This is a genomic window from Enterococcus sp. AZ129, from assembly GCF_051714505.1.
GTDB classification, from domain to species: domain Bacteria; phylum Bacillota; class Bacilli; order Lactobacillales; family Enterococcaceae; genus Enterococcus; species Enterococcus faecalis.
In genome coordinates, this window is the sequence record NZ_JBIORY010000001.1 from 1,603,716 (window position 1) to 1,625,743 (window position 22,028).

23 protein-coding genes are annotated in these 22,028 nt (G+C 39.5%); 4 read left to right on the plus strand and 19 right to left on the minus strand.

What is annotated here, in order from left to right; all coding sequences use genetic code 11:
• Positions 1-119 precede the first annotated feature (119 nt).
• The 9 genes from ftsX to IGJ90_RS08085 form a co-directional block, all read right to left on the minus strand.
• A complete protein-coding gene (gene ftsX, locus IGJ90_RS08045) occupies positions 120-1,004 on the minus strand; it encodes a permease-like cell division protein FtsX (RefSeq protein ID WP_002360154.1) in 885 nt (294 codons plus the stop codon).
• The gene (ftsE, locus tag IGJ90_RS08050) at positions 997-1,683 is read right to left on the minus strand and encodes a cell division ATP-binding protein FtsE (protein ID WP_002361935.1); all 687 of its coding nucleotides are present in this window, start codon (positions 1,681-1,683) and stop codon (positions 997-999) included. The genes ftsX and ftsE overlap by 8 nt, the downstream gene beginning before the upstream one ends.
• Positions 1,684-1,788: 105 nt before the next feature.
• A protein-coding gene (gene prfB, locus IGJ90_RS08055) for a peptide chain release factor 2 (RefSeq protein WP_111997025.1) occupies positions 1,789-2,890 on the minus strand; the annotation gives its coding sequence in 2 pieces (ribosomal slippage) (positions 1,789-2,817 and positions 2,819-2,890; 1,101 coding nt in all).
• Positions 2,891-2,966: 76 nt separating this feature from the next.
• Positions 2,967-5,504 (minus strand): preprotein translocase subunit SecA, encoded by a 2,538-nt coding sequence (secA, locus tag IGJ90_RS08060; protein ID WP_002381826.1) that lies wholly within the window; start codon positions 5,502-5,504, stop codon positions 2,967-2,969.
• Between the two features lie 254 nt (positions 5,505-5,758).
• Positions 5,759-6,310, minus strand: a complete 552-nt coding sequence (gene hpf, locus IGJ90_RS08065) for a ribosome hibernation-promoting factor, HPF/YfiA family (protein WP_002357293.1) — start codon at positions 6,308-6,310, stop codon at positions 5,759-5,761.
• A 138-nt stretch (positions 6,311-6,448) separates the two neighbouring features.
• Positions 6,449-7,135: a ComF family protein gene (locus IGJ90_RS08070; RefSeq protein ID WP_002366799.1), complete on the minus strand. Its 687-nt coding sequence runs from the start codon at positions 7,133-7,135 to the stop codon at positions 6,449-6,451.
• Entirely contained in the window at positions 7,125-8,441 is a 1,317-nt protein-coding gene (locus IGJ90_RS08075; RefSeq protein ID WP_104659755.1) for a DEAD/DEAH box helicase, read from the minus strand. The genes IGJ90_RS08070 and IGJ90_RS08075 overlap by 11 nt, the downstream gene beginning before the upstream one ends.
• A 98-nt stretch (positions 8,442-8,539) precedes the next feature.
• On the minus strand, positions 8,540-8,863 hold the full coding sequence (locus IGJ90_RS08080; protein ID WP_438767947.1) for a PTS sugar transporter subunit IIB: 324 nt from the start codon (positions 8,861-8,863) through the stop codon (positions 8,540-8,542).
• 120 nt (positions 8,864-8,983) lie between these two features.
• Complete coding sequence (locus tag IGJ90_RS08085) at positions 8,984-9,271, minus strand: DUF7662 domain-containing protein (RefSeq protein ID WP_002357286.1); 288 nt, start codon at positions 9,269-9,271, stop codon at positions 8,984-8,986.
• Positions 9,272-9,412: 141 nt separating this feature from the next.
• On the opposite strand from IGJ90_RS08085, the gene IGJ90_RS08090 reads away from it, so the two are divergent.
• The 4 genes from IGJ90_RS08090 to IGJ90_RS08105 all read left to right on the plus strand — a co-directional run bounded on the left by IGJ90_RS08090 (position 9,413) and on the right by IGJ90_RS08105 (position 11,813).
• Complete coding sequence (locus IGJ90_RS08090) at positions 9,413-10,075, plus strand: YigZ family protein (protein ID WP_002366803.1); 663 nt, start codon at positions 9,413-9,415, stop codon at positions 10,073-10,075.
• Complete coding sequence (locus IGJ90_RS08095; protein ID WP_002357284.1) at positions 10,065-10,298, plus strand: DUF2829 domain-containing protein; 234 nt, start codon at positions 10,065-10,067, stop codon at positions 10,296-10,298. Before IGJ90_RS08090 ends, IGJ90_RS08095 begins: the two co-directional genes overlap by 11 nt.
• Positions 10,299-10,360: 62 nt before the next feature.
• Positions 10,361-11,146, plus strand: a complete 786-nt coding sequence (locus IGJ90_RS08100) for a 3-oxoacyl-ACP reductase (RefSeq protein WP_438767949.1) — start codon at positions 10,361-10,363, stop codon at positions 11,144-11,146.
• Between the two features lie 145 nt (positions 11,147-11,291).
• Positions 11,292-11,813, plus strand: a complete 522-nt coding sequence (locus IGJ90_RS08105) for a QueT transporter family protein (protein ID WP_142666475.1) — start codon at positions 11,292-11,294, stop codon at positions 11,811-11,813.
• A gap of 39 nt (positions 11,814-11,852) precedes the next feature.
• Here the strand turns inward: IGJ90_RS08105 and IGJ90_RS08110 are convergent, their stop codons facing one another.
• The 10 genes from IGJ90_RS08110 to purS form a co-directional block, all read right to left on the minus strand.
• Positions 11,853-12,587 (minus strand): TIM44-like domain-containing protein, encoded by a 735-nt coding sequence (locus IGJ90_RS08110; protein ID WP_156248458.1) that lies wholly within the window; start codon positions 12,585-12,587, stop codon positions 11,853-11,855.
• A 20-nt stretch (positions 12,588-12,607) separates the two neighbouring features.
• Entirely contained in the window at positions 12,608-12,937 is a 330-nt protein-coding gene (locus tag IGJ90_RS08115) for a DUF1648 domain-containing protein (protein WP_002398351.1), read from the minus strand.
• 127 nt (positions 12,938-13,064) lie between these two features.
• Positions 13,065-14,312, minus strand: coding sequence for a phosphoribosylamine--glycine ligase (gene purD / locus IGJ90_RS08120; protein ID WP_438767952.1), 1,248 nt, complete (start codon positions 14,310-14,312; stop codon positions 13,065-13,067).
• 18 nt (positions 14,313-14,330) lie between these two features.
• Complete coding sequence (purH, locus tag IGJ90_RS08125) at positions 14,331-15,917, minus strand: bifunctional phosphoribosylaminoimidazolecarboxamide formyltransferase/IMP cyclohydrolase (RefSeq protein ID WP_438767954.1); 1,587 nt, start codon at positions 15,915-15,917, stop codon at positions 14,331-14,333.
• Positions 15,869-16,441, minus strand: a complete 573-nt coding sequence (gene purN / locus IGJ90_RS08130) for a phosphoribosylglycinamide formyltransferase (protein ID WP_438767956.1) — start codon at positions 16,439-16,441, stop codon at positions 15,869-15,871. The genes purH and purN overlap by 49 nt, the downstream gene beginning before the upstream one ends.
• Positions 16,438-17,469, minus strand: coding sequence for a phosphoribosylformylglycinamidine cyclo-ligase (purM, locus tag IGJ90_RS08135; RefSeq protein ID WP_438767958.1), 1,032 nt, complete (start codon positions 17,467-17,469; stop codon positions 16,438-16,440). The genes purN and purM overlap by 4 nt, the downstream gene beginning before the upstream one ends.
• Position 17,470: 1 nt before the next feature.
• The gene (gene purF / locus IGJ90_RS08140) at positions 17,471-18,910 is read right to left on the minus strand and encodes an amidophosphoribosyltransferase (RefSeq protein ID WP_438767960.1); all 1,440 of its coding nucleotides are present in this window, start codon (positions 18,908-18,910) and stop codon (positions 17,471-17,473) included.
• Complete coding sequence (purL, locus tag IGJ90_RS08145) at positions 18,886-21,105, minus strand: phosphoribosylformylglycinamidine synthase subunit PurL (RefSeq protein WP_033625008.1); 2,220 nt, start codon at positions 21,103-21,105, stop codon at positions 18,886-18,888. The genes purF and purL overlap by 25 nt, the downstream gene beginning before the upstream one ends.
• Positions 21,102-21,776, minus strand: a complete 675-nt coding sequence (gene purQ, locus IGJ90_RS08150) for a phosphoribosylformylglycinamidine synthase subunit PurQ (protein WP_002357272.1) — start codon at positions 21,774-21,776, stop codon at positions 21,102-21,104. Before purQ ends, purL begins: the two co-directional genes overlap by 4 nt.
• Complete coding sequence (gene purS / locus IGJ90_RS08155) at positions 21,777-22,028, minus strand: phosphoribosylformylglycinamidine synthase subunit PurS (RefSeq protein WP_002357271.1); 252 nt, start codon at positions 22,026-22,028, stop codon at positions 21,777-21,779.

Consider the following 22,028-nt stretch of genomic DNA (forward strand, 5'->3'; position numbering starts at 1 on the left):
GACTTGAAAATTATAAGTTATCAATTTGTTGGTACAACTGAGAAAACTCTTAAATTAAATAACAAGTATTTTAAAACTAAACGAAAAAAAGCTCTCCAAAATGGAGAGTTTTTTTTCGTTTAAATTTTCAAGAAACGACGCATTGAAATAACTGAACCTAGTGATCCAATAATCATTCCTGTTGCAATCATTAATAGATTAACTTTCCAGATAAAATCTTCTGGACGAATTAATGAATAATTCGAACGCAATAACTGCGGGTTAAACATGTTATAAACTTGATGGTAGCCTAACGTCATAATGATGACTGGCACGATTGCGCCAATCAACCCAATCCAAGCACCTTCTAAGAAGAACGGCCAACGAATGAAACTGTTTTTCGCTCCTACAAGACGCATAATTTGGATTTCTTTTTGACGAGATAAAATCGTAATCCGAATGGTGTTGGAAATTAAGAACACTGCAACGAATAAAAGTAATGCAGCAGCTGCTAAGCCCCAAGTTCGAACGGTTTGAGCGATTTTAAAGATTTTGTCTGAGTTTACACCACCGTAATCGGCTTTAAAAACACTTGGGAATTTAGCTGCTTGTTTCGCAATATCTTTCGTGTCTTCTGGTGTTTTTGCACGGACATAATACACGTCGTATAATGGGTTACTGTCGCCTTCGAAAAGATTCCAGGCATCCCCCATTTGTTCTTGGATTTTTTTCAATTGTTGATCTTTGTTTGAATAAGAAATATCTTCAACATTGTCTAATCCTTTAAGTTGTTTTTCTAATGTTTTCATTTCATTTTGTTTTGTACCAATATCGACAAAAACTGACACTGTCACGTTTTTTTCGACATCATCAGCAAGTTTCGTTGCATTAAAAATAACGCCCATAAAAATACCAACTAAAACTAATGTAATTGTAACCGCACTTGCTGAGGCAACAGTCATCCAACCGTTCCGTTTTAAACTTTTGATACTTTCAAATAAATGAGAAAAGAATGTTCTAATCATCGTAGCCGTATTCTCCTTCCACTTGGTCACGGATAATGCGACCATTTTCAATGGCAATAACACGGTGACGAATCGTATTTACAATTGTACTATTATGCGTTGCCATCACGACTGTTGTTCCTTGTGCGTTAATCCGGTCCAACAATTTCATGATTTCCCATGAATTCTCTGGATCTAAGTTCCCAGTTGGTTCATCGGCAATTAAAACTTTCGGTGTATTTACGATTGCTCGTGCAATGGATACCCGTTGCTGTTCCCCACCAGAAAGTTCGCTTGGAAAAACACGTACCTTATGTTTTAGACCGACTAAATCTAAAACTTCCATCACGCGTTTTTTGATTTCGCGAGGACGCCGTCCGATAACTTGCATCGCATAGGCCACGTTCTCATACACAGTTTTCTTTGGTAATAGTTTATAGTCTTGGAAAACGATGCCGATTTCACGACGTAAATAAGGAACTTCTTTATTTTTTATTTTCATTAAATCATGACCTGCAACTGTCAAATTACCTTTTGTTGCTTTTTCTTCACGATACATTAATCTAATAAAGGTTGATTTCCCTGCACCTGAGGGACCAACCACATAGACGAACTCGCCTTGGTCAATCTCTACTGAAATATTTCGAATCGCTGTTGTACCATTCGAATATTTCTTCATTACATCTTTCATTTCAATCATGGCGTTCTCTCCATCTCTTTTTTCTTCAATCCTACTCATTATAACATGTCAATATTGCAAACTTCTTGCATTAAGTTACATTTTTATTTCAATTTAATGAAGAGCTTAACTTAAGCGCTGTTTTAAGTAGGCATCAATGAAACCATCAAGGTCTCCATCCATCACAGCTTGTACATTGCCGGTTTCGTAATTTGTCCGATGGTCTTTGACCATTGAATACGGATGGAACACGTAAGAACGGATTTGTGAGCCCCAGCCAATTTCCATTTGTTCACCACGTAAACTTGCTGCTTCTTGGGCTTTCTTTTCCATTTCCAATTGATATAATTTGGCTTTTAACATACTCATTGCTTGCTCACGGTTTTTTAATTGAGAACGTTGTGCTTGGCTTGCGACAACGGTACCTGTTGGAATATGTGTGATTCGAACAGCCGATTCTGTTTTATTAATATGCTGACCACCAGCACCACTTGCTCGATAGGTATCAATTTTTAAGTCATCTGGATTGATCGCAATTTCTATTGTGTCGTCTAATTCAGGCATTACATCAACTGAACAAAACGAAGTATGACGGCGTTTAGCGGAATCAAAGGGCGAAATCCGCACAAGACGATGGACACCTTTTTCAGATTTTAGGTAACCATAAGCATTGTAACCTTTGATTAATAAGGTGACACTTTTAATCCCTGCTTCATCTCCAGCTTGGTAATCCAACGTTTCAACTTGGAAACCGTGACTTTCTGCCCAACGTGTATACATTCGTAAAAGCATACTTCCCCAATCTTGTGATTCAGTACCACCGGCACCAGGGTGTAATTCAATTAGGGCGTTATTATGATCATATGGCTCATTTAGTAGTAAGGATAGCTCATACGTTGTTAAACGTTCTTGCAAGAGATGAATTCTTTCTTCCAATTCTTCTTGAATCTCTGCATCATATTCTTCTTGTTGTAATTCAAACATCACCGTTAATTCGTCAAGTTCCTCAGAGAGCTGATGAAATTGTTGATATTTTTCTTTCAAACTATTGGTTTCGTTAATTAGCTTTTGAGCCGTTTCTGTGTTGTCCCAAAAACCAGGTTCTCCCATCCGATTTTCCGCCTCGGCAATGTCTTCTTCTAACTGGTCTAAGTCAAAGAGACCTCCTGAAGCTAGTAATTTTTTGTGTCATTTCGTCTAATAATGTACGAATTTCTGGGTTTTCCAAAATGATTCCTTCTTTCTCTTTATTGTAAAAAGAGCAAAGGCGGGACAAATTGCCCCACCCTGCGTTTTTTCTTTAATTAAGCGTTTCTTCCATGACAATTTTTGAATTTTTTGCCACTTCCGCATGGGCATAAATCATTACGGCCCACTTTTTTATCTACACGCACAGGTTGACGCTTCGCACTTGTGTTGCTTTGTGCAGCTGCATCTTGTTCTGTTTCTGGATGTTCCGCTTGTCCTTGAGCTACTTGCTCACGTTGGACATTTTGGCGAATTTCCGATTTCATGAATAAACGTGTTACTTCATATTCGATTGAACCCACCATATTGTTATACATAGAATAACCTTCTGTTTGATATTCTACTAATGGGTTGTTTTGACCGTACGCACGTAAGCCGACAGATTGGCGTAATTGATCCATTGCATCAATGTGATCTGTCCATTTAGTATCGACAACACGCAAGATGACTACTTTTTCGAATTCTAGCAATTGTTCTTGACCATTCAATTGTTGAGATTTTTCTTCAAATACTTCTTGCGCACGTGCCACTAAATAGTCTTTGATCTCTTCAGCCGATTTATTTTCTAAGTCTTTTTTAGAAATCGTATCTTCATGGACAAGTGTTGAGGCTGCAAAATCGACAATCCCATCTAAATTCCATTCTTCTTTTTCTAATTGTGTATGGCTATCCACCACTCGGCCAATCGTCCGTTTTACCATGCCCATCAATACATCAGACAAGTCATTTTCTTCCATAATTACTTCTTGTCGTTGCGCATAAATAACTTCACGTTGCTCGCGCATCACGTCATCGTATTGTAAGACATTTTTACGTGTGTCATAGTTATTTCCTTCCACACGTTTTTGAGCAGACTCTACTTGGCGAGTAAACATTTTACTTTGAATAACTGCATCTTCTTCTTGCACATTCATTCGTTCTAAGAATGTTTTAATTCGTTCTGAACCAAAGCGTTTCATTAAGTCATCTTCTAAAGATAAATAAAATTGTGAAACCCCTGGATCCCCTTGACGTCCTGCACGTCCACGCAACTGATTATCAATACGACGTGACTCATGACGTTCTGTCCCGATAACCGCTAGACCACCTAGTTCAAGTACACCTAAACCAAGTTTAATATCCGTTCCACGACCAGCCATATTTGTTGCAATTGTAACTGCGCCTTTTTGACCGGCATTCATAATGATTTCGGCTTCTTTAAAGTGATTTTTCGCATTTAATACTTCATGAGGAATTTTAGCTGCGTTTAATTTATCAGAAAGTAATTCTGACGTTTCTACCGCAACAGTCCCCACCAACACTGGTTGTCCTTTGTGGTAACGTTCTTTAATATCTTCCACCACTGCATTAAATTTACTTTCTAAGGTTGGATAAAGTAAATCTGGACGATCGTCACGGATAATTGGACGATTGGTTGGAATTTGAATGACTTGAATATTGTAAATTTCACGGAATTCTTCTTCTTCTGTTTTAGCAGTACCAGTCATCCCGGCTAGTTTTTTGTACATCCGGAAGTAGTTTTGGAACGTAATCGTCGCCATTGTTTTTGTTTCATCTTCAATTTCGACGCCTTCTTTTGCTTCAATCGCTTGATGCAAGCCATCAGAATAACGACGACCATCCATGATACGACCAGTAAATTGGTCAACAATTAAGACTTTATTGTCTTGAACCACGTAATCAATGTCTAATAACATGATATAGTTTGCCCGTAACGCTTGATCTAAATGGTGCGTTAATGCTGTATTTTCAATATCGTAAAGGTTATCCAATCCGAAAGTTTGTTCAGCTTTTTCAATACCTGCTTCTGTTAAACCAATTGTTTTAGACTGAATATCAATTTTGTAATCTTCGTCTTCTTTTAAGCGTTTGACAAAATTATCGGCACGCGTATAGAGTGCTGTCGATTTTTCAGCTTGTCCAGAAATAATTAATGGGGTTCTTGCTTCATCAATTAAGATTGAATCCACTTCATCGACAATTGCATAGTTTAATGGACGTTGAACCATTTGGCTGCGATAAACAACCATGTTATCACGCAAATAGTCAAATCCTAATTCGTTATTTGTACTATAAGTGATATCACAGTTATACGCTTCACGTTTTTCATCAGAAGATTTAGAGTTAATGTTTAAGCCAACGCTTAAGCCTAAGAAATTATATAATTCTCCCATTTCGTTAGAGTCACGGGTTGCTAAGTATTCATTAACTGTAACAACGTGTACTCCTTCGCCAGATAGTGCATTCAAGTATACAGGCATTGTGGCAGTCAAGGTTTTCCCTTCACCTGTTCTCATTTCAGGAATGTTCCCGTCATGAAGCACAATCCCACCCATTAATTGGACACGGTATGGGAATAAACCTAGTACACGTTTAGCAGCTTCACGGACAACCGCAAACGCTTCTGGTAATAGTTCGTCTAAGGTTTCCCCTTTTTGATAACGGGCTTTAAATTCATCTGTTTTTTCACGTAATTGTTCATCGCTTAGTTGTTCCATTGCACTTGCATGTGCATCAATTTTATCGGCGATTTTTTCTAATCGTCTTAATTCTTTTTTATCGTTTTCGATCATTTTTTTCAAAAAATTTGCCATTGGTATCTGTGTTCCTTTCAATTACCTCTTTTTATTTTTGTATCCTTTTTGTACAAGAAGCACAATCTATCCGTTTTATTTTATCATTACTTGACGAGAAAGAAAACCATTTCTCTCTATTTTGCAGACATTTTCCTTTAAAAGAGGAACTTTTAAAGTTATTTTATGTATTTCTTTATTTTTCTTTACTCCGTGCTTTAAAGATGTTTAAAGAGCTGAAATGCACGAAGGCATTTCAGCTCTTATTTTAAGCTTTAGTCTGTTTCAATCAAGCCATATTTGCCATCTTTACGACGGTAAACAATGCTTGTTCCATTTGTTTCAGCATCTTCAAAAATAAAGAAGTTGTGTCCTAACATGTTCATTTGTAAGACAGCTTCTTCACTGTCCATCGGTTTTAATGATAGACGTTTTGTACGAACGATGTCTAATTCTGAAGGTGTTTCTTCTGTTTCTTCACCAACTAAGAAGACAGCGGCTTTTGTATTGTTACGTCCTGTTTCACGAGATTTTCTGTTGATTTTTGTTTTAAATTTACGAATTTGTCGTTCTAATTTATCGACAACCAAATCAATACTTGCGTATAAATCAGGTGACGTTTCTTCAGCTCGTAAAACTAGATAAGGAAGAGGAATAGTAACCTCGACTTTGGCTGTTTTTTCAGTGTACACTTTCAAATTCACGTGAACCGTTGCTTCAGGTGAATCGCTGAAATATCTTTCTAATTTACCGACTTTTTTCTCAACATAGTCTCGAATCGCTTCGGTTACCTCGATATTTTCTCCACGTACATTATATCTAAACATAACAATTACCCCTTTCATCTACCAGTAAAGAAAAGATTAAAGGACCACTCTTTAATTCCCTTCTTCTTAATTTCATTATATCGAATAATCTGGGTTTTGCCAACAAAATAGTCATCAAATTTATGAATTCTTTTCTTTTTACCGCGCGAGAGTAAACGTATTCAAACTTTTAGGATAACAGTCATTGATAACAGCAGCTGCGTGGAAAAGAGTTCGTCCAGTGGTATAGATGTCATCTACCAAAATAATAGAACAATTTTTTAATTTTTTTTGATTTTCTTTTTGGATGGCAAATGGTTGTTGCAACTGCATCCTTTCCTTTCTAGTTTTCTTAGATTGCGGAACATTTTCCTCTTTTCTAATTAAAAAAGGGCTGTACGGAACATCAGCCGCTTCTAGTAAGCCAATTACTTGGTTGAAGCCTCGTTCTTGCATTCGCTTTTCGGATAAGGGCACCGGAATAATATAGTCCGCAGATTGTTGCTGAAAGTAAAAGTTGATTTCCTCGTTAAAACACATTCTTAAGCGATAGTCTCCTTGAAATTTATAGCGTTCCATCCACTCTTGCATTCCTTCATCATAATGAAACAACGCTGCATTATGAAAAGAATACTCGGGATAAAGCAGCTGCCACCTTTGACAATCAAAACAATAGCGCTCTTGGCTGACGCGATTACAGCCAAAACAAGTGCCTATCATTGGCAGTTTCTGGAACTTTGCTTGGCAGTGCTGGCAAAGTGAAGGCCTCGCCCATTTTTTAAAACATAAGAGCATTTTTAATGTTATCTCCAAACGAATGGGGCTTGCGCAATTTTTACAATCCATCTAACATCCCTCGTTTGCTAGCCAAGCGATTCATTTGCTTTATTTGCCGAATTGCCTCTTTCATGTCTCTTGTTTCCCCATCATGTAAAAATAAAACTTCGCCGTAATTGAATTCTTGTCTTCGATCGACTCGACCCGCAATTTGGACAAGTGTTGAAGAAGTGAAGACTCGATGATTGGCACCATAAACAATAACTGAGACTGCATCAAAAGTCACACCACGTTCTAAAATGGTTGTAGTGATCAAAATATCCGTTTTCTGCTGACGCATTGCTTGAACTTTTTCTAGACGAAGCTCATCACTACCATAAACGGCGACAACTTTTTTGTCGGAAAATCGCTCAGATATTAATGCATGCAATTGGTGAATTAATGAAATACTTGGGCAAAATAGTAAAACTGAATTACGCACCAATAAACGTTTCAAATGATATGCAATGATTTTAATATTTTTGCTAGAAAGACGTTGCCACGACTGAACCCAAAATCGGCGTGGCACAGGTAATGGCCTACGATGATATCTTGCTGGCAAAATACTGGCCGCTAACTTCTTTTGCTGTAAAAGCTTCCGCAATTCTTTCGTAGGGGTTGCTGTTAAGTACACCAAACTACTTCTTTTTTTTCGTGCGTTACGCACTCCATAATAAAGATGCTCGTTATTAACAAAAGGAAAAGAGTCGACTTCATCAACGATAAGTAAATCAAATGCTTGATGGAATTTCAATAATTGATGCGTGGTGCAAATCACTAGTTTCGTATAACGATACGGCTCTTGACTGTTTCCATGAAGTAAAGCAATTGCTTCGTGAGGAAAAACCGCTTGGATTCTGGGAAACAGTTCTAAGCAAACATCGACACGCGGCGAAGCCAGCGCAATCCGCCCCCCTTCTTGTAAGGTTTGGTGCAAAACAGCAAATAACATTTCTGTTTTGCCTGCACCTGTAACTGCCCACACTAAGCGATTCTTTCTTGCTTTTGCTGTCTCACAAAGTTCAACCGAGATCGCTTGCTGTCCCTTTGTTAATTGTCCAGACCACTCAAAAAAGACAGTTCTTGGGCTATTGGGCCTTTCTGGTAAATGACAAAATTTTTGACAAGAAGTCACACGGCCTAATTGAATGCACGCATGACAGTAGTATACATTTGTCGCCAGTCTGTTTTCTTTTTTGGATACGACTTCCCCGCACCGCTGACATTGAATTGTTAGGGGTGAACGCTCTAACATTGTTGATAAATAAACCAGTTTTGTCTGTATTGAACGTTCTGTTTCTTCAAGAATTATTTTACGTCCATGCAAGTCTTCCATGTTAACCACCTCAATTATAAAATACGCATTTCTCTAGCTTTTTTGCGAAAAAAAAGACAAGTTGCTTTTTCGAAGATTCTCGAAAAAACAACTTGTTTTTACTCTTTTTTATCTGCTTGTGCTAACAAACCCAAGACTTTTTCGCCGTTCATTAAGCCGTAATCAGACATGCTAATGACATCTGTTGGGATACCTTTTGGTGATAGACGCTTTTCAAAATCACTCTTCATATAACGAACTTGTGGACCTAACAATAACACATCAACTGGATTATTTTCTAAATTTGTTTCTGCTTCCGATGCAGAAGCCGCAAATATATGGGCATCTAAGCCTTGATTAAATGCTGCTTTTTGCATTTTTGTAACAAGTAAACTAGTACTCATTCCAGCGGAGCAAACTAACATAATTGTTTTTTTTGACATTTTAACAGCCCCTTTTACCATTGCCTTTTTCAATTTTCAACATTATCTATTAAAAATATTATAGTGTAAAGTTAATTTTTGTCAATCATTCTTGTTTTTTAAAGCGGATACAATCCTGGTTTAAACGTACCATGCTGACTTCAGCAATTTATTAAATACCACATATTCTTTTTCCAAATTCACTTGAACTACTTGATAACTCGCATTCAACCAACCATAAGCGCCTTTTTCTGGATGCTTATAATCGTTCGCCCACCAATCGACATCTGTCTTAGCAGTTTTTGGTAAACCAGAATGAGGGAATAACAATTCATCAAACTGGGTAAAGGTCAAGGTAACTTGGGAACCGCCATTCGTTTTCAAATAATGAGTAATTGTATCATATTTTTTCTGTCGTGTATGTACCATTTCCAGCGCCTCCCTTTTCTCTATCATACCTTATTATAACGTTTTTTTCCAAAAAATCTCACAAAAAAGATGAGAGAAAAAGTTGCTATTCAGTTGATTCTTTTTTATACTGACTTTATTACGAGAGAAAAGGATGCCCATATGTTAGAAAGCTATATTACAGTCAAACAAGATGGTTTCAGCGAGATTGAAATCAAGAAATCGCGGTTTATCTGTTCTGTAAAGCGCGTAACATCAGAAGAAGAAGCAAAAGCCTTTATCGCCGCAATAAAAAAAGAACATTGGAAAGCCAATCATAATTGTAGTGCTTTTGTGATCGGCGAAAAAAATGACATTCAGCGGAGCAGCGATGACGGCGAACCTAGTGGCACTGCTGGTGTTCCAATGCTGGAAGTCTTAAAGAAAAAAGAGTTAATCAACGTAGTGGCTGTTGTCACTCGTTATTTTGGCGGAATAAAATTAGGCACTGGTGGTTTAATCCGAGCATATAGTCATGCTCTTTCCCACACTTTAGATGAAATTGGTTTAGTCATTGGCAAATTGCAACAAGAACTATTGATTACGATCGCCTATCCTTTATTAGGAAAAGCCCAAGCCTTTTTGGAACATAGTCCCTACACGCTTAAAGAAACTATTTACACAGAGTCTATTCAGTTAATTTGTTTAGTAGATGAACAAGCAACAGAAACATTTATAGCTGAAATGACAGATCTACTTAACGGTCAGTTGACAATTGAAAAAGGCACAACGAGCTATCACGAACTACCATTTAACGAAAAAGGAGCACAATCAAATGACATTTGAAGAAGTATTGCCACAGATTAAAGCAGGAAAAAAAGCCGTACGTAAAGGCTGGAGCGGTTTTGAACTTTTTATTGAATTACGTGATGAAATTGGCACCTCCGAAGGTGAATTTTTACAAGTTACCCCGTATTTTTTAATCAAAACTTCTGATGAAGGCTACAGCATGTTTTCACCAACACCTTGTGATGTCTTAGCAGAAGATTGGGTGATTGTTGAAGCATAATTATACACATAAGGTCTGGCAGATTACGGCGATTGCTCGTTCTTCCAGACCTTAATTTTTAAATGTTTAAAGGAGTTTTTCTTATGCCAAAAGAATTTGAAACAAAACGGGTGCTTGTAACTGGTGCAGCTTCAGGGATTGGCCAAGCACAAGCAATTGCCTTTGCTGAGCAAGGTGCTGAGGTTATTGGCATCGACCTAGACGAAACGGGGTTAAAACAGACAGCCGCACTGGTTAACCCAGATTCTACTAAGCCATTTACTTATTTTGTCGGTGATGTGTCTTCTCCCGCATTTGTGCAAGCCACGATGAAACAAATTGTGAAAGACAACGGCCAAATTGATATTTTATTAAATACGGCAGGTATTTTAGATGATTATCGTCCTTCTCTAGAAACTTCGGAAGCTTTATGGGATCAAATTTTAGCAACCAATTTAAAAAGTGTCTTTTTAGTGACCAATGCTCTATTACCTTATTTCCTCCAACAAAAAAAAGGAGTAATCGTTAATATGGCATCTATCGCTGGCTTAGTAGCTGGGGGCGGCGGCGCAGCGTACACTGCCTCCAAACACGCAATCATCGGGTATACAAAACAACTTTCCTACGATTATGCCAAATTAGGCATTCGAGCAAATGCGATTGCGCCAGGTGCCATCCAAACACCCATGAACGTAGCTGATTTTGCAGGAGAAGGTGAAATGGCTACTTGGGTAGCAAGTGAAACACCTGCGGGCCGTTGGGCACAGCCACAAGAGGTAGCAAAACTTTCATTATTTCTAGCTAGTGATGACGCTGATTATATCCATGGCACAGTTATGACCATTGATGGTGGTTGGACCATGAAATAAAAAGACTTTACAGAGTGTCTGTTCTTCAGTAACATGTAACACAGTGAGGCAACTCACACCATAACACTTCAGTTGGCTTTGCTGCCCTTCCTTTGGTTATGGTTATCACTAAAACACGTCGTTGTTTTATAAAGGAGAATCTTAAATGAATCATTCATCAAATCCACAAACCAGTACGTGGTCAGCTACGGCGTTGGCTAAAATGGCGCTGGTTACCGCTTTGTATGTCGTTGTCACTGTACTTCTCGCTCCGCTTAGTTTTGGTCCGATACAGCTTCGTCTTGCCGAATTATTTAATTATTTAGGCGTTTTTAACAAGCGATATATCTGGTCCATTACGTTAGGGGTTGCGATTGCCAACACCGCTTCGCCTCTTGGTATCATCGATATAGCCATCGGTAGCGCTGGGACGTGCGCAGTCTTATGGATTGCCTATTTTGCGACAAAAAATCAGCAAAATTTATTGATTAAACTGATGCTAACGGCCATTCTTTTTGCTTTGTCCATGTTCACTGTCGCCGGACCCTTAACGTTCTTTTATCAGTTACCTTTTTGGTACACATGGTTGACCGTTGGACTTGGTGAACTTCTTTCAATGACCGTCGGCGGTATCCTGATTTACGTATTAAATAAAAAAATACAGCTTGTAAAACGCATCGAAGAATAAAAAAGCGCTTGGGATTTAAACCCCAAGCGCTTTTTAGCACTATCCTTTAGGTTGAATGAAGTCTGCTTGCCATTTTCCAAGAGATGGATTGTAATCAAAATACCAAAGTTGTGAAAAATATTGTTTTTGGTGCTTGTATCCTGATAAAACACGACCGCTTTGAGTATCTTCCTCATAGTCAATACAAGAAAAATGAAGCATCAGTGAAAAACTGGTTTCACTAATATGATGATAATTCGAAGCTGGCGCTACTTTCACTTTTTTTACATGATTTCTGATGCCCGCTTGTTGATTTTCTTGTAATACTGCAAGATGTTTTTGATAAAGTTTTTCTGTATAGTTATCTTTGACTACAGACAAGTTTTCTTGATCCCACGCTTGTTGTATTTCTAAAAACGTTTGTTGTATTTCTTTTAAGAGTGCCTTTTTTTCTTTTGATGTTCCAGGTAATGCTGCCCACATTTCTTGAAAAGCGCCTTCATCGACTGGTTGATTTCTACGGCGTCTTTGCCAAATCATCGTGCCCCCAAAAAGAACAAAAAACACTGTTGAAATTAAGCCTTCCAGTGGCGTTGTGTTGCTGTTCCCGGTCTCGTTATGATGAACATAACTTCTTGATCCATCACCGCTTGGCGAAAAACCATTCGAGGGATTACCTCCGCTTGGACTTTCTACACGTCCGCCGCCATAGCCACCAGCTACAGCCGCCGCTTGATTAGGCCATAAACAAAAGGCCATGGCACAGCCCACAAAAACCAAAATTAACTTTCTCATTCTCTCACCTTTCGACCCCTTCAAACCAACAAATGAATAAATAGACGCAGAATACTAAACAAAGCGCCAAGATTAACAATGATTAATAATACCTTCAGCCATCTGCCATATGGTTGTACTGATTGATAACTTCGTTGATAAATACTCAAGCCAAACAGGACCGCTGGCCACATAAATATACTAGATCTTGGGCCAAACGAATTACCCTCGCCCAAAAAATTCACATGAATGGGCACATGAGCTGGTAAATCAGGATAAACCACCGCACTTAATAACAGTAAACTGACTGCCAAGACACTTGTAACAATAAACAACCGTTGACTAACTTTTTCAATCTGCTTGTTTCTCATTATCTTAGTTTTCTCCTCTATTTAATGATAGATATACTTTCAGTTTATGCCTCCCTATCTGAATTTGCAATAAAAAAAAGACAAGGAAACATTCGATTAAATGTCCTTGCCTCTGTTTTTAAAAACCTTAAATCAAGCCTTTCACACCTATATCTTTTCGATAGTACATTCCAGGAAATGAGTAATTATCCAATGTTTGATAAACTTTTTTGCGGGCTTCTTCAAGAGTCGAAGCAGTTGCTTCTGCTAAAAAGATTCGTCCGCCAGCCGAAACCAGAGCCTGTTCTGAACGAGTTACCCCTGCATAATAGATGGTTTCACCAGACATTTCGGGCAATGGTAGATTTGTCTTGTATTGATTAGGATAGCCTTCTGCTGCTACAACAACACCAACACTCGCTAACTCATTCCATACAATCGTTGGTTGCTCTTTCGCCAGCAATGAAGAAATTATTTCTGAAAGGGGACTCTCTAAACGTGCCAACACAACTTGTGTTTCTGGATCCCCAAATCGAGCATTAAATTCAATAACCTTGGGGCCAGTTGCTGTTTGGATTAAACCAGCATATAAAATCCCTTGAAACGGACGTTTTTCAGCCACCATTCCTTTAGCAGTCGGTTTCAGGACTTGGCTAATGGCTTGCTGAACCGCTTCTTCTGGGATCTGAGGCACTGGTGTGTAAGCACCCATCCCCCCTGTATTCGGACCAGCATCCCCATCGAAAATCCGCTTATGATCTTGAGCAATCACCATCGGATATACCTTCTCATTAGAAACAAAGGCCATTAAGGAAAATTCTTCTCCTTGCAAAAATTCTTCGATTACGACCGTTTGACCGCTTACTCCAAATTGTTGATCCTCCATCATCGCAACTAGCGCCCGTTTTGCGGCTGCTTTTGTTTCGGCAACTACTACTCCTTTTCCAGCTGCCAAACCATCTGCCTTAATAACAATTGGTACGCCTTGCTGTTCAATATATTCTAAGGCAGGTGCCAAACTTTGAAAGACCCGATATTCTGCCGTTGGAATCTGGTATTTTTGCATAAAATCTTTCGCAAAACTTTTTGAACCTTCAATTATTGCAGCTGCTTTTGTCGGGCCAAAAATCAGTAATCCCGCTGCTTGAAAGGCATCTACAATTCCTTCAATTAATGGCGTTTCCGGTCCGATGAATGTCCAATCAATCTGATTATCCTTCACAAATTGAATTAGTTCCGTTTGCTGCTCTTCACCGATAGGTACAGTCCGAATATTATCACCACTCATACCAGGATTACCTGGTGCACAATAAACAGTCTTGACTTTGTCTTCTTGCTGTAATTTTTTGGCGATTGCATGTTCACGACCACCACGCCCAATCACTAATATATTCATCGGTTTCTCCTTTAAAAATTAATGTTTGAAATGACGAGTCCCAGTAAAAATCATCGCAATACCATAATGATTCGCTAGATCGATTGATGCTTGGTCTTTAATGCTCCCGCCTGGCTGAATAATTGCTTGAATGCCATGTTGTGCAGCATATTCCACGCTATCTGCCATAGGGAAAAAGGCATCACTTGCTAAGACGGCCCCTTGTAATTTTCCAGCTGCTTGGGCTTGATCAACTGCAATTTTTACTGAACCAATTCGATTCATTTGACCAGCGCCAATCCCCACCGTTTGGCTTTTATTGGCTAAAACAATAGCGTTTGATTTTACATGCTTGACTGCTTTCCAAGCAAAGTTCAATGCGTCTCTTTCAGCTGGTGTGGGTTGGCGCTCTGTAACTACTTGCCATGCTTGGTCATTTTCAACAACTGTATCTTGTTCTTGAATTAATAACCCGCCCATAACAGAAACTAATTCCACCGCTTTTTTTTCTTGAGCATGAAAATCTAACGTTAACAAACGAAGATTCTTTTTCTGAGATAACAGTGCCAAAGCTTCTTCCTCAAAACTAGGCGCAATAATTATCTCTAAAAAGATTTGATGCATTTCAGCCGCTGTCGCTTGGTCCACTGGACGATTCAAAACAACAATGCCACCAAAAATTGAAACTGGATCTGCTTCAAATGCCTGACGATAGGCTGCCAAAATCGTTTTTCCTGTTCCAATTCCACATGGGTTCATATGTTTAACAGCGACGACCGTAGGTTCTGTAAACTCGCTAGCAATCCGGAGTGCTGCATCAGCATCTCGAATATTGTTATATGACAGTTCTTTGCCATGAAGTTGTCGAGCGGAAGCAATGGATAATGATACAGGTACAACGGATTGATAAAAGGTGGCTTGTTGATGGCTATTTTCGCCATAACGCAATGTTTGCTTACGTTCATAAGTAAGCGTCTGTTTCTCTGGTTCAGTTTCACCCACTTGCGTCGTTAAATAGTCAGCGATAAGCGCGTCATAAGCAGCGGTATGACGAAAGACTTTTGCTGCTAATCTTTTTCTAGTGGCTAACTGGCTAGTTCCAGTGCTGCTAATTTCACTTAATACCTGTTCATAATCACTAGGATCAACCACTGCTGTTACGTCTTGATAATTTTTTGCCGCTGAACGTAACATGCTAGGACCCCCAATATCAATCATTTCAATTGCTTCTGCTTCAGAGATTGCTGGTTTTAAAATTGTTTCTTTAAATGGATAAAGATTCACTACTACAAGGTCAATAAAGTGAATGCCTTGTTCAGTCAGTGCTTTTTGATGCGCTTGGTTTCCCCTTTTTGCCAAAAGTCCGCCATGGATATTCGGATGTAACGTTTTGACACGGCCATCTAACATTTCTGGAAAGCCAGTGATGTCGTCAATAGCAAGTGTCGGTACCCCCGCTTCTTCTAAGACAGTCCTTGTTCCCCCAGTGGAGATAATTTCAAAGCCATTTGCAACTAAGCCTGCTGCAAATGTTGTCACTCCTGTTTTGTTTGAAACGCTAATCAATGCTCTTTTGGTCATTTCATTGTCTCCTTTACAATTTTTGAAATTATTTTTGGGTACCATTCGTGCTCAAGAGCATGAATTTTCTCTGTTAATGTGTCCAATGTATCTTCAGTATCAATCTTGGTGGTTGTTTGGAAAATAATCGGTCCTGTATCAACCCCAGAGTCAACATAATGGATAGTGATTCCTGTTATTTTCACTCCATAATGAAATGCCTCTTCAATTCCGTGAAGACCTGGAAAACTAGGTAACAGAGAAGGATGAATATTGACGATTCTCTTTGGATAAGCCTCCAGTAAAGTCTTGCCGATAATTCTCAAATAACCAGCTAACACGATTAAATCGATCTGATGCTCTTTTAAATGTTTCAATACTTGTTCTTCATACTGCCCACGAGATGGAAAATCAGATGGCGAAAAGCAAACAACGGGAATCTTGCGTTTTTGGGCACGGGTCAATACATAGGCTTCAGGCTGGTCACAAAAGACTAAGCTCAACTGCCCTGCGATTTTTTTCTGGGAAAAAGCTGCAGTAATCGCCTCAAAATTGCTACCATTGCCAGATGCAAAAACAGCTATCTTCATAAGGCTTCCTTAAAAATAACGGCTTTCGTTTTCCTAGGTACCAAACGACCAATTTCAAAAGCTTCTGGCAAAAGCTCCTGAACTTTTTCAACATGCTCTGGACTCACCGCTAAAATCATCCCTAAGCCCATATTGAAAATTTCATACATTTCTTCAGGTGGAATTTCACCGTATTTTTGAATCAATTTAAAAATTGGTAGCACTGGCCAACTATTTAATTGAATCTCTGCAGCTAATGAGGAAGAAAACATTCTTGGTAGATTTTCTAAAAACCCGCCGCCAGTAATATGCGCAGCCCCATGCACGAGTCCTGCTTTTAACAATGGCAATAATTCCTTCACATAAATTTTTGTTGGTGTTAATAATTCTTCCCCTAACGTTTTGGGTGCCAATTCTGGAAGCTTGTCCGTTGTTTTAAACGAATGTTTCTTAAAAAAAACATTTCTTACTAAAGAGTAACCATTAGAATGAAGACCACTTGAAGGAAGACCAATCAAGAAATCGCCTTCTTTTACGTTACTTGGAGTCAAGAGTTGACTTTTCTCAGCAATACCCACGGCAAAACCAGCCACGTCATAAGCATCTGATTCATACATATCAGGCATTTCAGCTGTTTCGCCCCCAATTAAGGCTGCATTCGCCTCACAACAGCCAGTCGCAACACCCGCAACAATTGCTTCAACTTTAGCTGGATTAACGGTCCCTAACGCTAAATAATCTAAAAAATATAACGGTTCGGCGCCTTGTGCGACGACATCATTGACACACATTGCTACACAATCAATTCCGATTGTCTCGTGTTTCTGTTCTTCAATTGCCAAGAGTAACTTTGTGCCTACGCCATCCGTTCCTGATACCAAAACTGGTTCTTTAAGCTTGTAACTACTTAAATCAAAACAACCACCAAAACCACCAAGCATACCCAACGTTCCCGTCCGTTGTGTCTTTTGGCTATGCTTTTGAATTCGTTCCACTACTTCGTATCCTGCCTCAACATTTACGCCAGCTTTTGAATAGGCATTTTCCATGTCAATTCCTCCTAGTTTCTTTTTTCAAGGATGCTTGATATTGTTCTTCATAATCATACAAAGGCGTTGGATAGTCTCCATTAAAGTAAGCCATACACAGCCCAGAATAAGGAGCATCATAATTTAATTGAATCCCATCAATCAGCCCTGCTTCACTCAAAAAAGCCAGCGAATCTGCGCCAATCTGCTCTTTGATCTCTTCAATTGAATAGTTTGCCGCAATTAGTTCGTCCCGCGTCTGTATATCAATGCCATAAAAACACGGATATTTTAATGGTGGTGAAGCAATTCTAACATGAACTTCTTGCGCTTCTGCTTCTTTTAATAAATGAATAATACGCCGAATAGTGGTCCCGCGAACAATCGAATCATCTACTAAAATGACTTTTTTTCCTTTGACCACGCCACGAACTGCCGATAGTTTCATACGGACACCTTGTTCTCTTAATTCTTGTGTCGGCTGGATGAATGTTCGAGCGACATATTGATTTTTTACTAAACCTAGTTCGTAAGGTATCTGTGCTTCTTCTGCATAGCCGCTAGCTGCAGACAATGACGAGTTTGGTACCCCAATTACCATATCAGCTGCGACTGGACTTTCGATTGCCAAGTTCTTCCCCATTCTTTTACGAGCTGTATGCACATTAACTCCAGCAATATTTGAATCTGGTCGTGCAAAATAAATATATTCCATTGCGCAAATCGCCGGTTGGACTTCCGTAGTGAAAACCTCTATTTTCAAGCCTTCATCAGAAATGATGACTACTTCACCAGGCGCCACATCTTGAATAAAGCGAGCCCCAACTGTTTCTAATGCACACGTTTCGGATGCCACAACGTACGCCCCATTGTTCATTTGTCCGATGGAGAGAGGGCGAAAGCCGTTGGGATCGAGTGCAGCAATCATCATCGTTTCTGTTAATAAAAGATAAGCAAAGCCCCCCTTAACCAAATTCAAGCTCTCTTTTAGTTTATCGAGAAACGAGGCAGCAGTGCTTTTTCGAATCAAGTGCATTAAAATTTCAGTGTCTGAATTGGAATGAAAAATAGCGCCTTCTCTTTCTAGTTGTTTTCGTAAACGCTTGGCATTTGTCAAATTGCCATTGTGTGCTAACCCAATTTGACTATCATAAAATTTAAATAAAAATGGCTGAATATTATCCACGCTACCCGTACCAGCGGTTGCATAGCGTACATGACCAATAGTCGCCGTTCCTTCTAACGCATTCAGTTGTTCTTGCTTTTGGAATACTTCTGCTAATAAACCTAAATCACGGTGGCCATCTAATTTCCCAGAATTGTTCGCCACAATTCCCGCGCCTTCTTGGCCTCGATGCTGTAAGCTGTGTAAGCCAAAATAGGTCACTTGTGCCGCATCAGGATGACCCCAAATACCAAAAATACCACACTCTTCATTTAAGCTTTTTGCTTCATAAGACATGGAATCGCATCCTCCCATAAGGCTTTGGCTTCTTTTGTTGAGCAATTGATCACATCATCTAACGCATGAATGACCAAACCAGTTTCAGTCACTTTCCCAATATGTTGAGCTTTTCTTCCGATAAGTGTTTCAAATGCTTCTTGATGCTGGGGACTAACTGAAAGAATAAAACGGGATTGCGTCTCCGCAAATAGATATTCTTTTTTTAATGGCAGTGTCACCTGTAACCCCAGTTCGTTAGCAAAAGCCGACTCGGCTAAAGCAACGGCAACGCCGCCTTCAGCGCAATCATGCGCGCTAGCAACTAGGCCTGCTTGAATTGCTTTTAAAACTAATTCTTGGTTTGCTTTTTCCTCTTTTAAATCAAATGAGCGTAATTGCCCTTCAATTCGGCCCAGTTGCATTTTTTGAATTTCTGAGCCGTTAAAATCTGCGTGGGTTTCACCGATGAGATAAATTAAGTCATCCACTTGTTTAAACGCTTGTGTGGTAATTTGTGAAACATCTTCAATCACGCCCACCATGCCAATCATCGGCGTAGGGTAAATGGCTTGACCATCTGTTTCATTGTAAAGAGAGACGTTCCCTGAAATCACGGGTGTTCCTAGCTGACGGCAGGCTGCGGCGATTCCATCCGCCGACGTCCATAATTCCCAAAAACTTTCTGGTTTATCAGGGGAACCATAATTCAAACAATCAGTGATAGCCAAAGGTTGTGCTCCACTTGCTACAATATTACGGGCTGCTTCTGCAACCGCAATTTGCCCACCAATTTCAGGATTTAAATACAAATAACGGCTATTACAATCTGTTGTCATCGCTAAGGCTTTATTGGTGCCCCGCACTCTTAAAACAGCTGCATCACTTCCTGGTTGCACCACTGTATTCGTTTGTACTTGACTATCATAGGTTTCGTAAACTGATTTTTTCGATGCAATCGTTGGCTGTTGCAATAGGCGTTTTAATAATTCCGTACTATTCGTAATTTCTGGAATGAAGGGCGCTAATTTTTTAAAAGCACGCATCCGTTCTGGTTCTTGATAGGCTTTCTGGTAGACAGGGGCTTCTTCTGCCAAAGCATCTACTGGTACATCTGCGACTATTTTGCCACCGTGAAAGACACGATACTGTCCATCATCTGTTACGGATCCAATCGCTACCGCTTCTAAGTCATACGTTTGAAACAATTCACAAACTTGCTGTTCTGCTCCTTTTTCCACACAGATTAACATCCGTTCTTGGGACTCAGACAAGAGCATTTCATAGGGGCTCATCTGCGTCTCTCTCTGCGGAACTTTATCCAGCTCTAGAATCAAGCCTGAACCTGCTTTTGATGCCATTTCAGCACTTGAAGAAACCAAGCCAGCCGCCCCCATATCTTGGATGCCGATTAAAATATCTTGATGATTTTTGATTAAATCAAGACAAGCTTCCAATAATAATTTTTCCATAAACGGATCACCTACTTGTACCGCAGATCGTTGCTGTTCTTCACCTTCACTAAATTCTTCTGAAGCAAAGGTCGCACCATGAATTCCATCTCGTCCTGTTTTCGCACCTACGTAAAGAATGCTATTTCCAACGCCTTTTGCTTGGCCTTTTTGAATCTCATCATGACGAATCAATCCCACACACATAGCATTGACAAGTGGGTTTCCTTGATAACATGGCTCAAAAGCAATTTCGCCGCCAACGGTTGGAATACCAATACAATTTCCATAACCGCTAATCCCCGCCACAACTTCTTGAAACAAATAACGTGTTCGTGCATCCGTCAGTTCGCCAAATCTTAGCGAATCCAGTAAAGCAATCGGCCGCGCCCCCATACTGAAAATATCGCGAATAATTCCACCAACGCCTGTAGCTGCTCCTTCGTAAGGTTCTACTGCAGAAGGATGATTATGGCTCTCTGCTTTAAAAACAACAGCTAATCCGTCACCAATATCGACAATCCCAGCTCCTTCACCAGGGCCTTGAAGCACTTGTGGCCCTTCCGTCGGAAACTTTTTTAAAACGGGCTTGGAATTTTTGTAAGAGCAATGTTCACTCCACATCACGGAGAATAAGCCAGTTTCTGTATAATTAGGTTCTCTTTGCAAAATGGTCTCAATCTGATGATATTCTTCATCTGTTAGTCCCCATTCTGCATACAACCGTGTCTCCTTGATTTCTTTTGGTGTTGGTTCATTCATCATTGGCTTAATTCCTTTCCAAAGTTTTTAATGATTGAAGCAAAAAAGCTGCGTCCATCTGTTGAACCTAACAATTCTTCCATCGCTCGTTCCGGATGAGGCATCATTCCTAGAACATTGCCCTGTTCATTACAAATACCAGCAATATTCGCAAGACTACCGTTCACCTTTTCTTGATACGTAAAAACAATTTGGTTCTTTTCTTTCAGCTCTTGCAACGTTTTTTCATCACAATAGTAATTCCCTTCGCCATGTGCTACTGGTAAATGTATCGAAACATTTTCAGGATACTCGCTTGTAAACTTTGTGTGCGTATTCACTTTCAATGGGACACTTTTACAAATAAAACGAAGCGAATCATTTCTTAGCAATGTGCCAGGAAGTAAGCCAATTTCTGTTAAAATTTGAAAGCCATTACAAGTACCAAAAACCATTTTGCCTTCTGTAGCAAAGCGAATCACCTCATTGATAATTGGCGAAAACCGAGCAATTGCACCACAACGTAAGTAATCGCCATAAGAAAAACCACCAGGCAACAATACGCCATCAAATTTTGCTAAAGAAGTGGCATCGTGTCGGACAAATTCTGCATCGACGCCCATCACCTCTTTGACAGCCCACAATAAGTCTGCATCACAATTGGATCCTGGAAAAACAATCACTGCCAATTTCATTTAAATTTCCTCCAAAGATAAAATTTCAAAACGATAGGATTCCATATTTACATTGGCTAATAGTTGATCACAAATTTGTTCAATTTTCTCTTCAATTGCTTCTGTCTGCTGGACGTGCATTTCAAAATACTTACCGACACGGATTTCGGCTACTTCTGTAAAACCAAGCCGATGGACTGCTTCCTTAACCGCTTCACCTTGGGGATCCAAAATTGATTCTTTATACGTAACATAGACTTTGACAAAATACAT

What these genes read in the sequence shown, in the direction of transcription:
- purM (WP_438767958.1), bottom strand. Translation starts at nt 17,469, where the DNA reads ATGGAAAATGCCTATTCAAAAGCTGGCGTAAATGTTGAGGCAGGATAC.
- purN (WP_438767956.1), bottom strand. Translation starts at nt 16,441, where the DNA reads ATGAAGATAGCTGTTTTTGCATCTGGCAATGGTAGCAATTTTGAGGCG.
- IGJ90_RS08070 (WP_002366799.1), bottom strand. Translation starts at nt 7,135, where the DNA reads ATGGATTGTAAAAATTGCGCAAGCCCCATTCGTTTGGAGATAACATTA.
- ftsX (WP_002360154.1), bottom strand. Translation starts at nt 1,004, where the DNA reads ATGATTAGAACATTCTTTTCTCATTTATTTGAAAGTATCAAAAGTTTA.
- IGJ90_RS08105 (WP_142666475.1), top strand. Translation starts at nt 11,292, where the DNA reads ATGAATCATTCATCAAATCCACAAACCAGTACGTGGTCAGCTACGGCG.
- IGJ90_RS08085 (WP_002357286.1), bottom strand. Translation starts at nt 9,271, where the DNA reads ATGGTACATACACGACAGAAAAAATATGATACAATTACTCATTATTTG.
- secA (WP_002381826.1), bottom strand. Translation starts at nt 5,504, where the DNA reads ATGGCAAATTTTTTGAAAAAAATGATCGAAAACGATAAAAAAGAATTA.
- purD (WP_438767952.1), bottom strand. Translation starts at nt 14,312, where the DNA reads ATGAATATATTAGTGATTGGGCGTGGTGGTCGTGAACATGCAATCGCC.
- IGJ90_RS08090 (WP_002366803.1), top strand. Translation starts at nt 9,413, where the DNA reads ATGTTAGAAAGCTATATTACAGTCAAACAAGATGGTTTCAGCGAGATT.
- IGJ90_RS08080 (WP_438767947.1), bottom strand. Translation starts at nt 8,863, where the DNA reads ATGTCAAAAAAAACAATTATGTTAGTTTGCTCCGCTGGAATGAGTACT.
- IGJ90_RS08110 (WP_156248458.1), bottom strand. Translation starts at nt 12,587, where the DNA reads ATGAGAAAGTTAATTTTGGTTTTTGTGGGCTGTGCCATGGCCTTTTGT.
- ftsE (WP_002361935.1), bottom strand. Translation starts at nt 1,683, where the DNA reads ATGATTGAAATGAAAGATGTAATGAAGAAATATTCGAATGGTACAACA.
- purH (WP_438767954.1), bottom strand. Translation starts at nt 15,917, where the DNA reads ATGGTACCCAAAAATAATTTCAAAAATTGTAAAGGAGACAATGAAATG.
- IGJ90_RS08100 (WP_438767949.1), top strand. Translation starts at nt 10,361, where the DNA reads ATGTTTAAAGGAGTTTTTCTTATGCCAAAAGAATTTGAAACAAAACGG.
- IGJ90_RS08115 (WP_002398351.1), bottom strand. Translation starts at nt 12,937, where the DNA reads ATGAGAAACAAGCAGATTGAAAAAGTTAGTCAACGGTTGTTTATTGTT.
- IGJ90_RS08095 (WP_002357284.1), top strand. Translation starts at nt 10,065, where the DNA reads ATGACATTTGAAGAAGTATTGCCACAGATTAAAGCAGGAAAAAAAGCC.
- purS (WP_002357271.1), bottom strand. Translation starts at nt 22,028, where the DNA reads ATGTATTTTGTCAAAGTCTATGTTACGTATAAAGAATCAATTTTGGAT.
- purL (WP_033625008.1), bottom strand. Translation starts at nt 21,105, where the DNA reads ATGATGAATGAACCAACACCAAAAGAAATCAAGGAGACACGGTTGTAT.
- IGJ90_RS08075 (WP_104659755.1), bottom strand. Translation starts at nt 8,441, where the DNA reads ATGGAAGACTTGCATGGACGTAAAATAATTCTTGAAGAAACAGAACGT.
- hpf (WP_002357293.1), bottom strand. Translation starts at nt 6,310, where the DNA reads ATGTTTAGATATAATGTACGTGGAGAAAATATCGAGGTAACCGAAGCG.
- purQ (WP_002357272.1), bottom strand. Translation starts at nt 21,776, where the DNA reads ATGAAATTGGCAGTGATTGTTTTTCCAGGATCCAATTGTGATGCAGAC.
- purF (WP_438767960.1), bottom strand. Translation starts at nt 18,910, where the DNA reads ATGTCTTATGAAGCAAAAAGCTTAAATGAAGAGTGTGGTATTTTTGGT.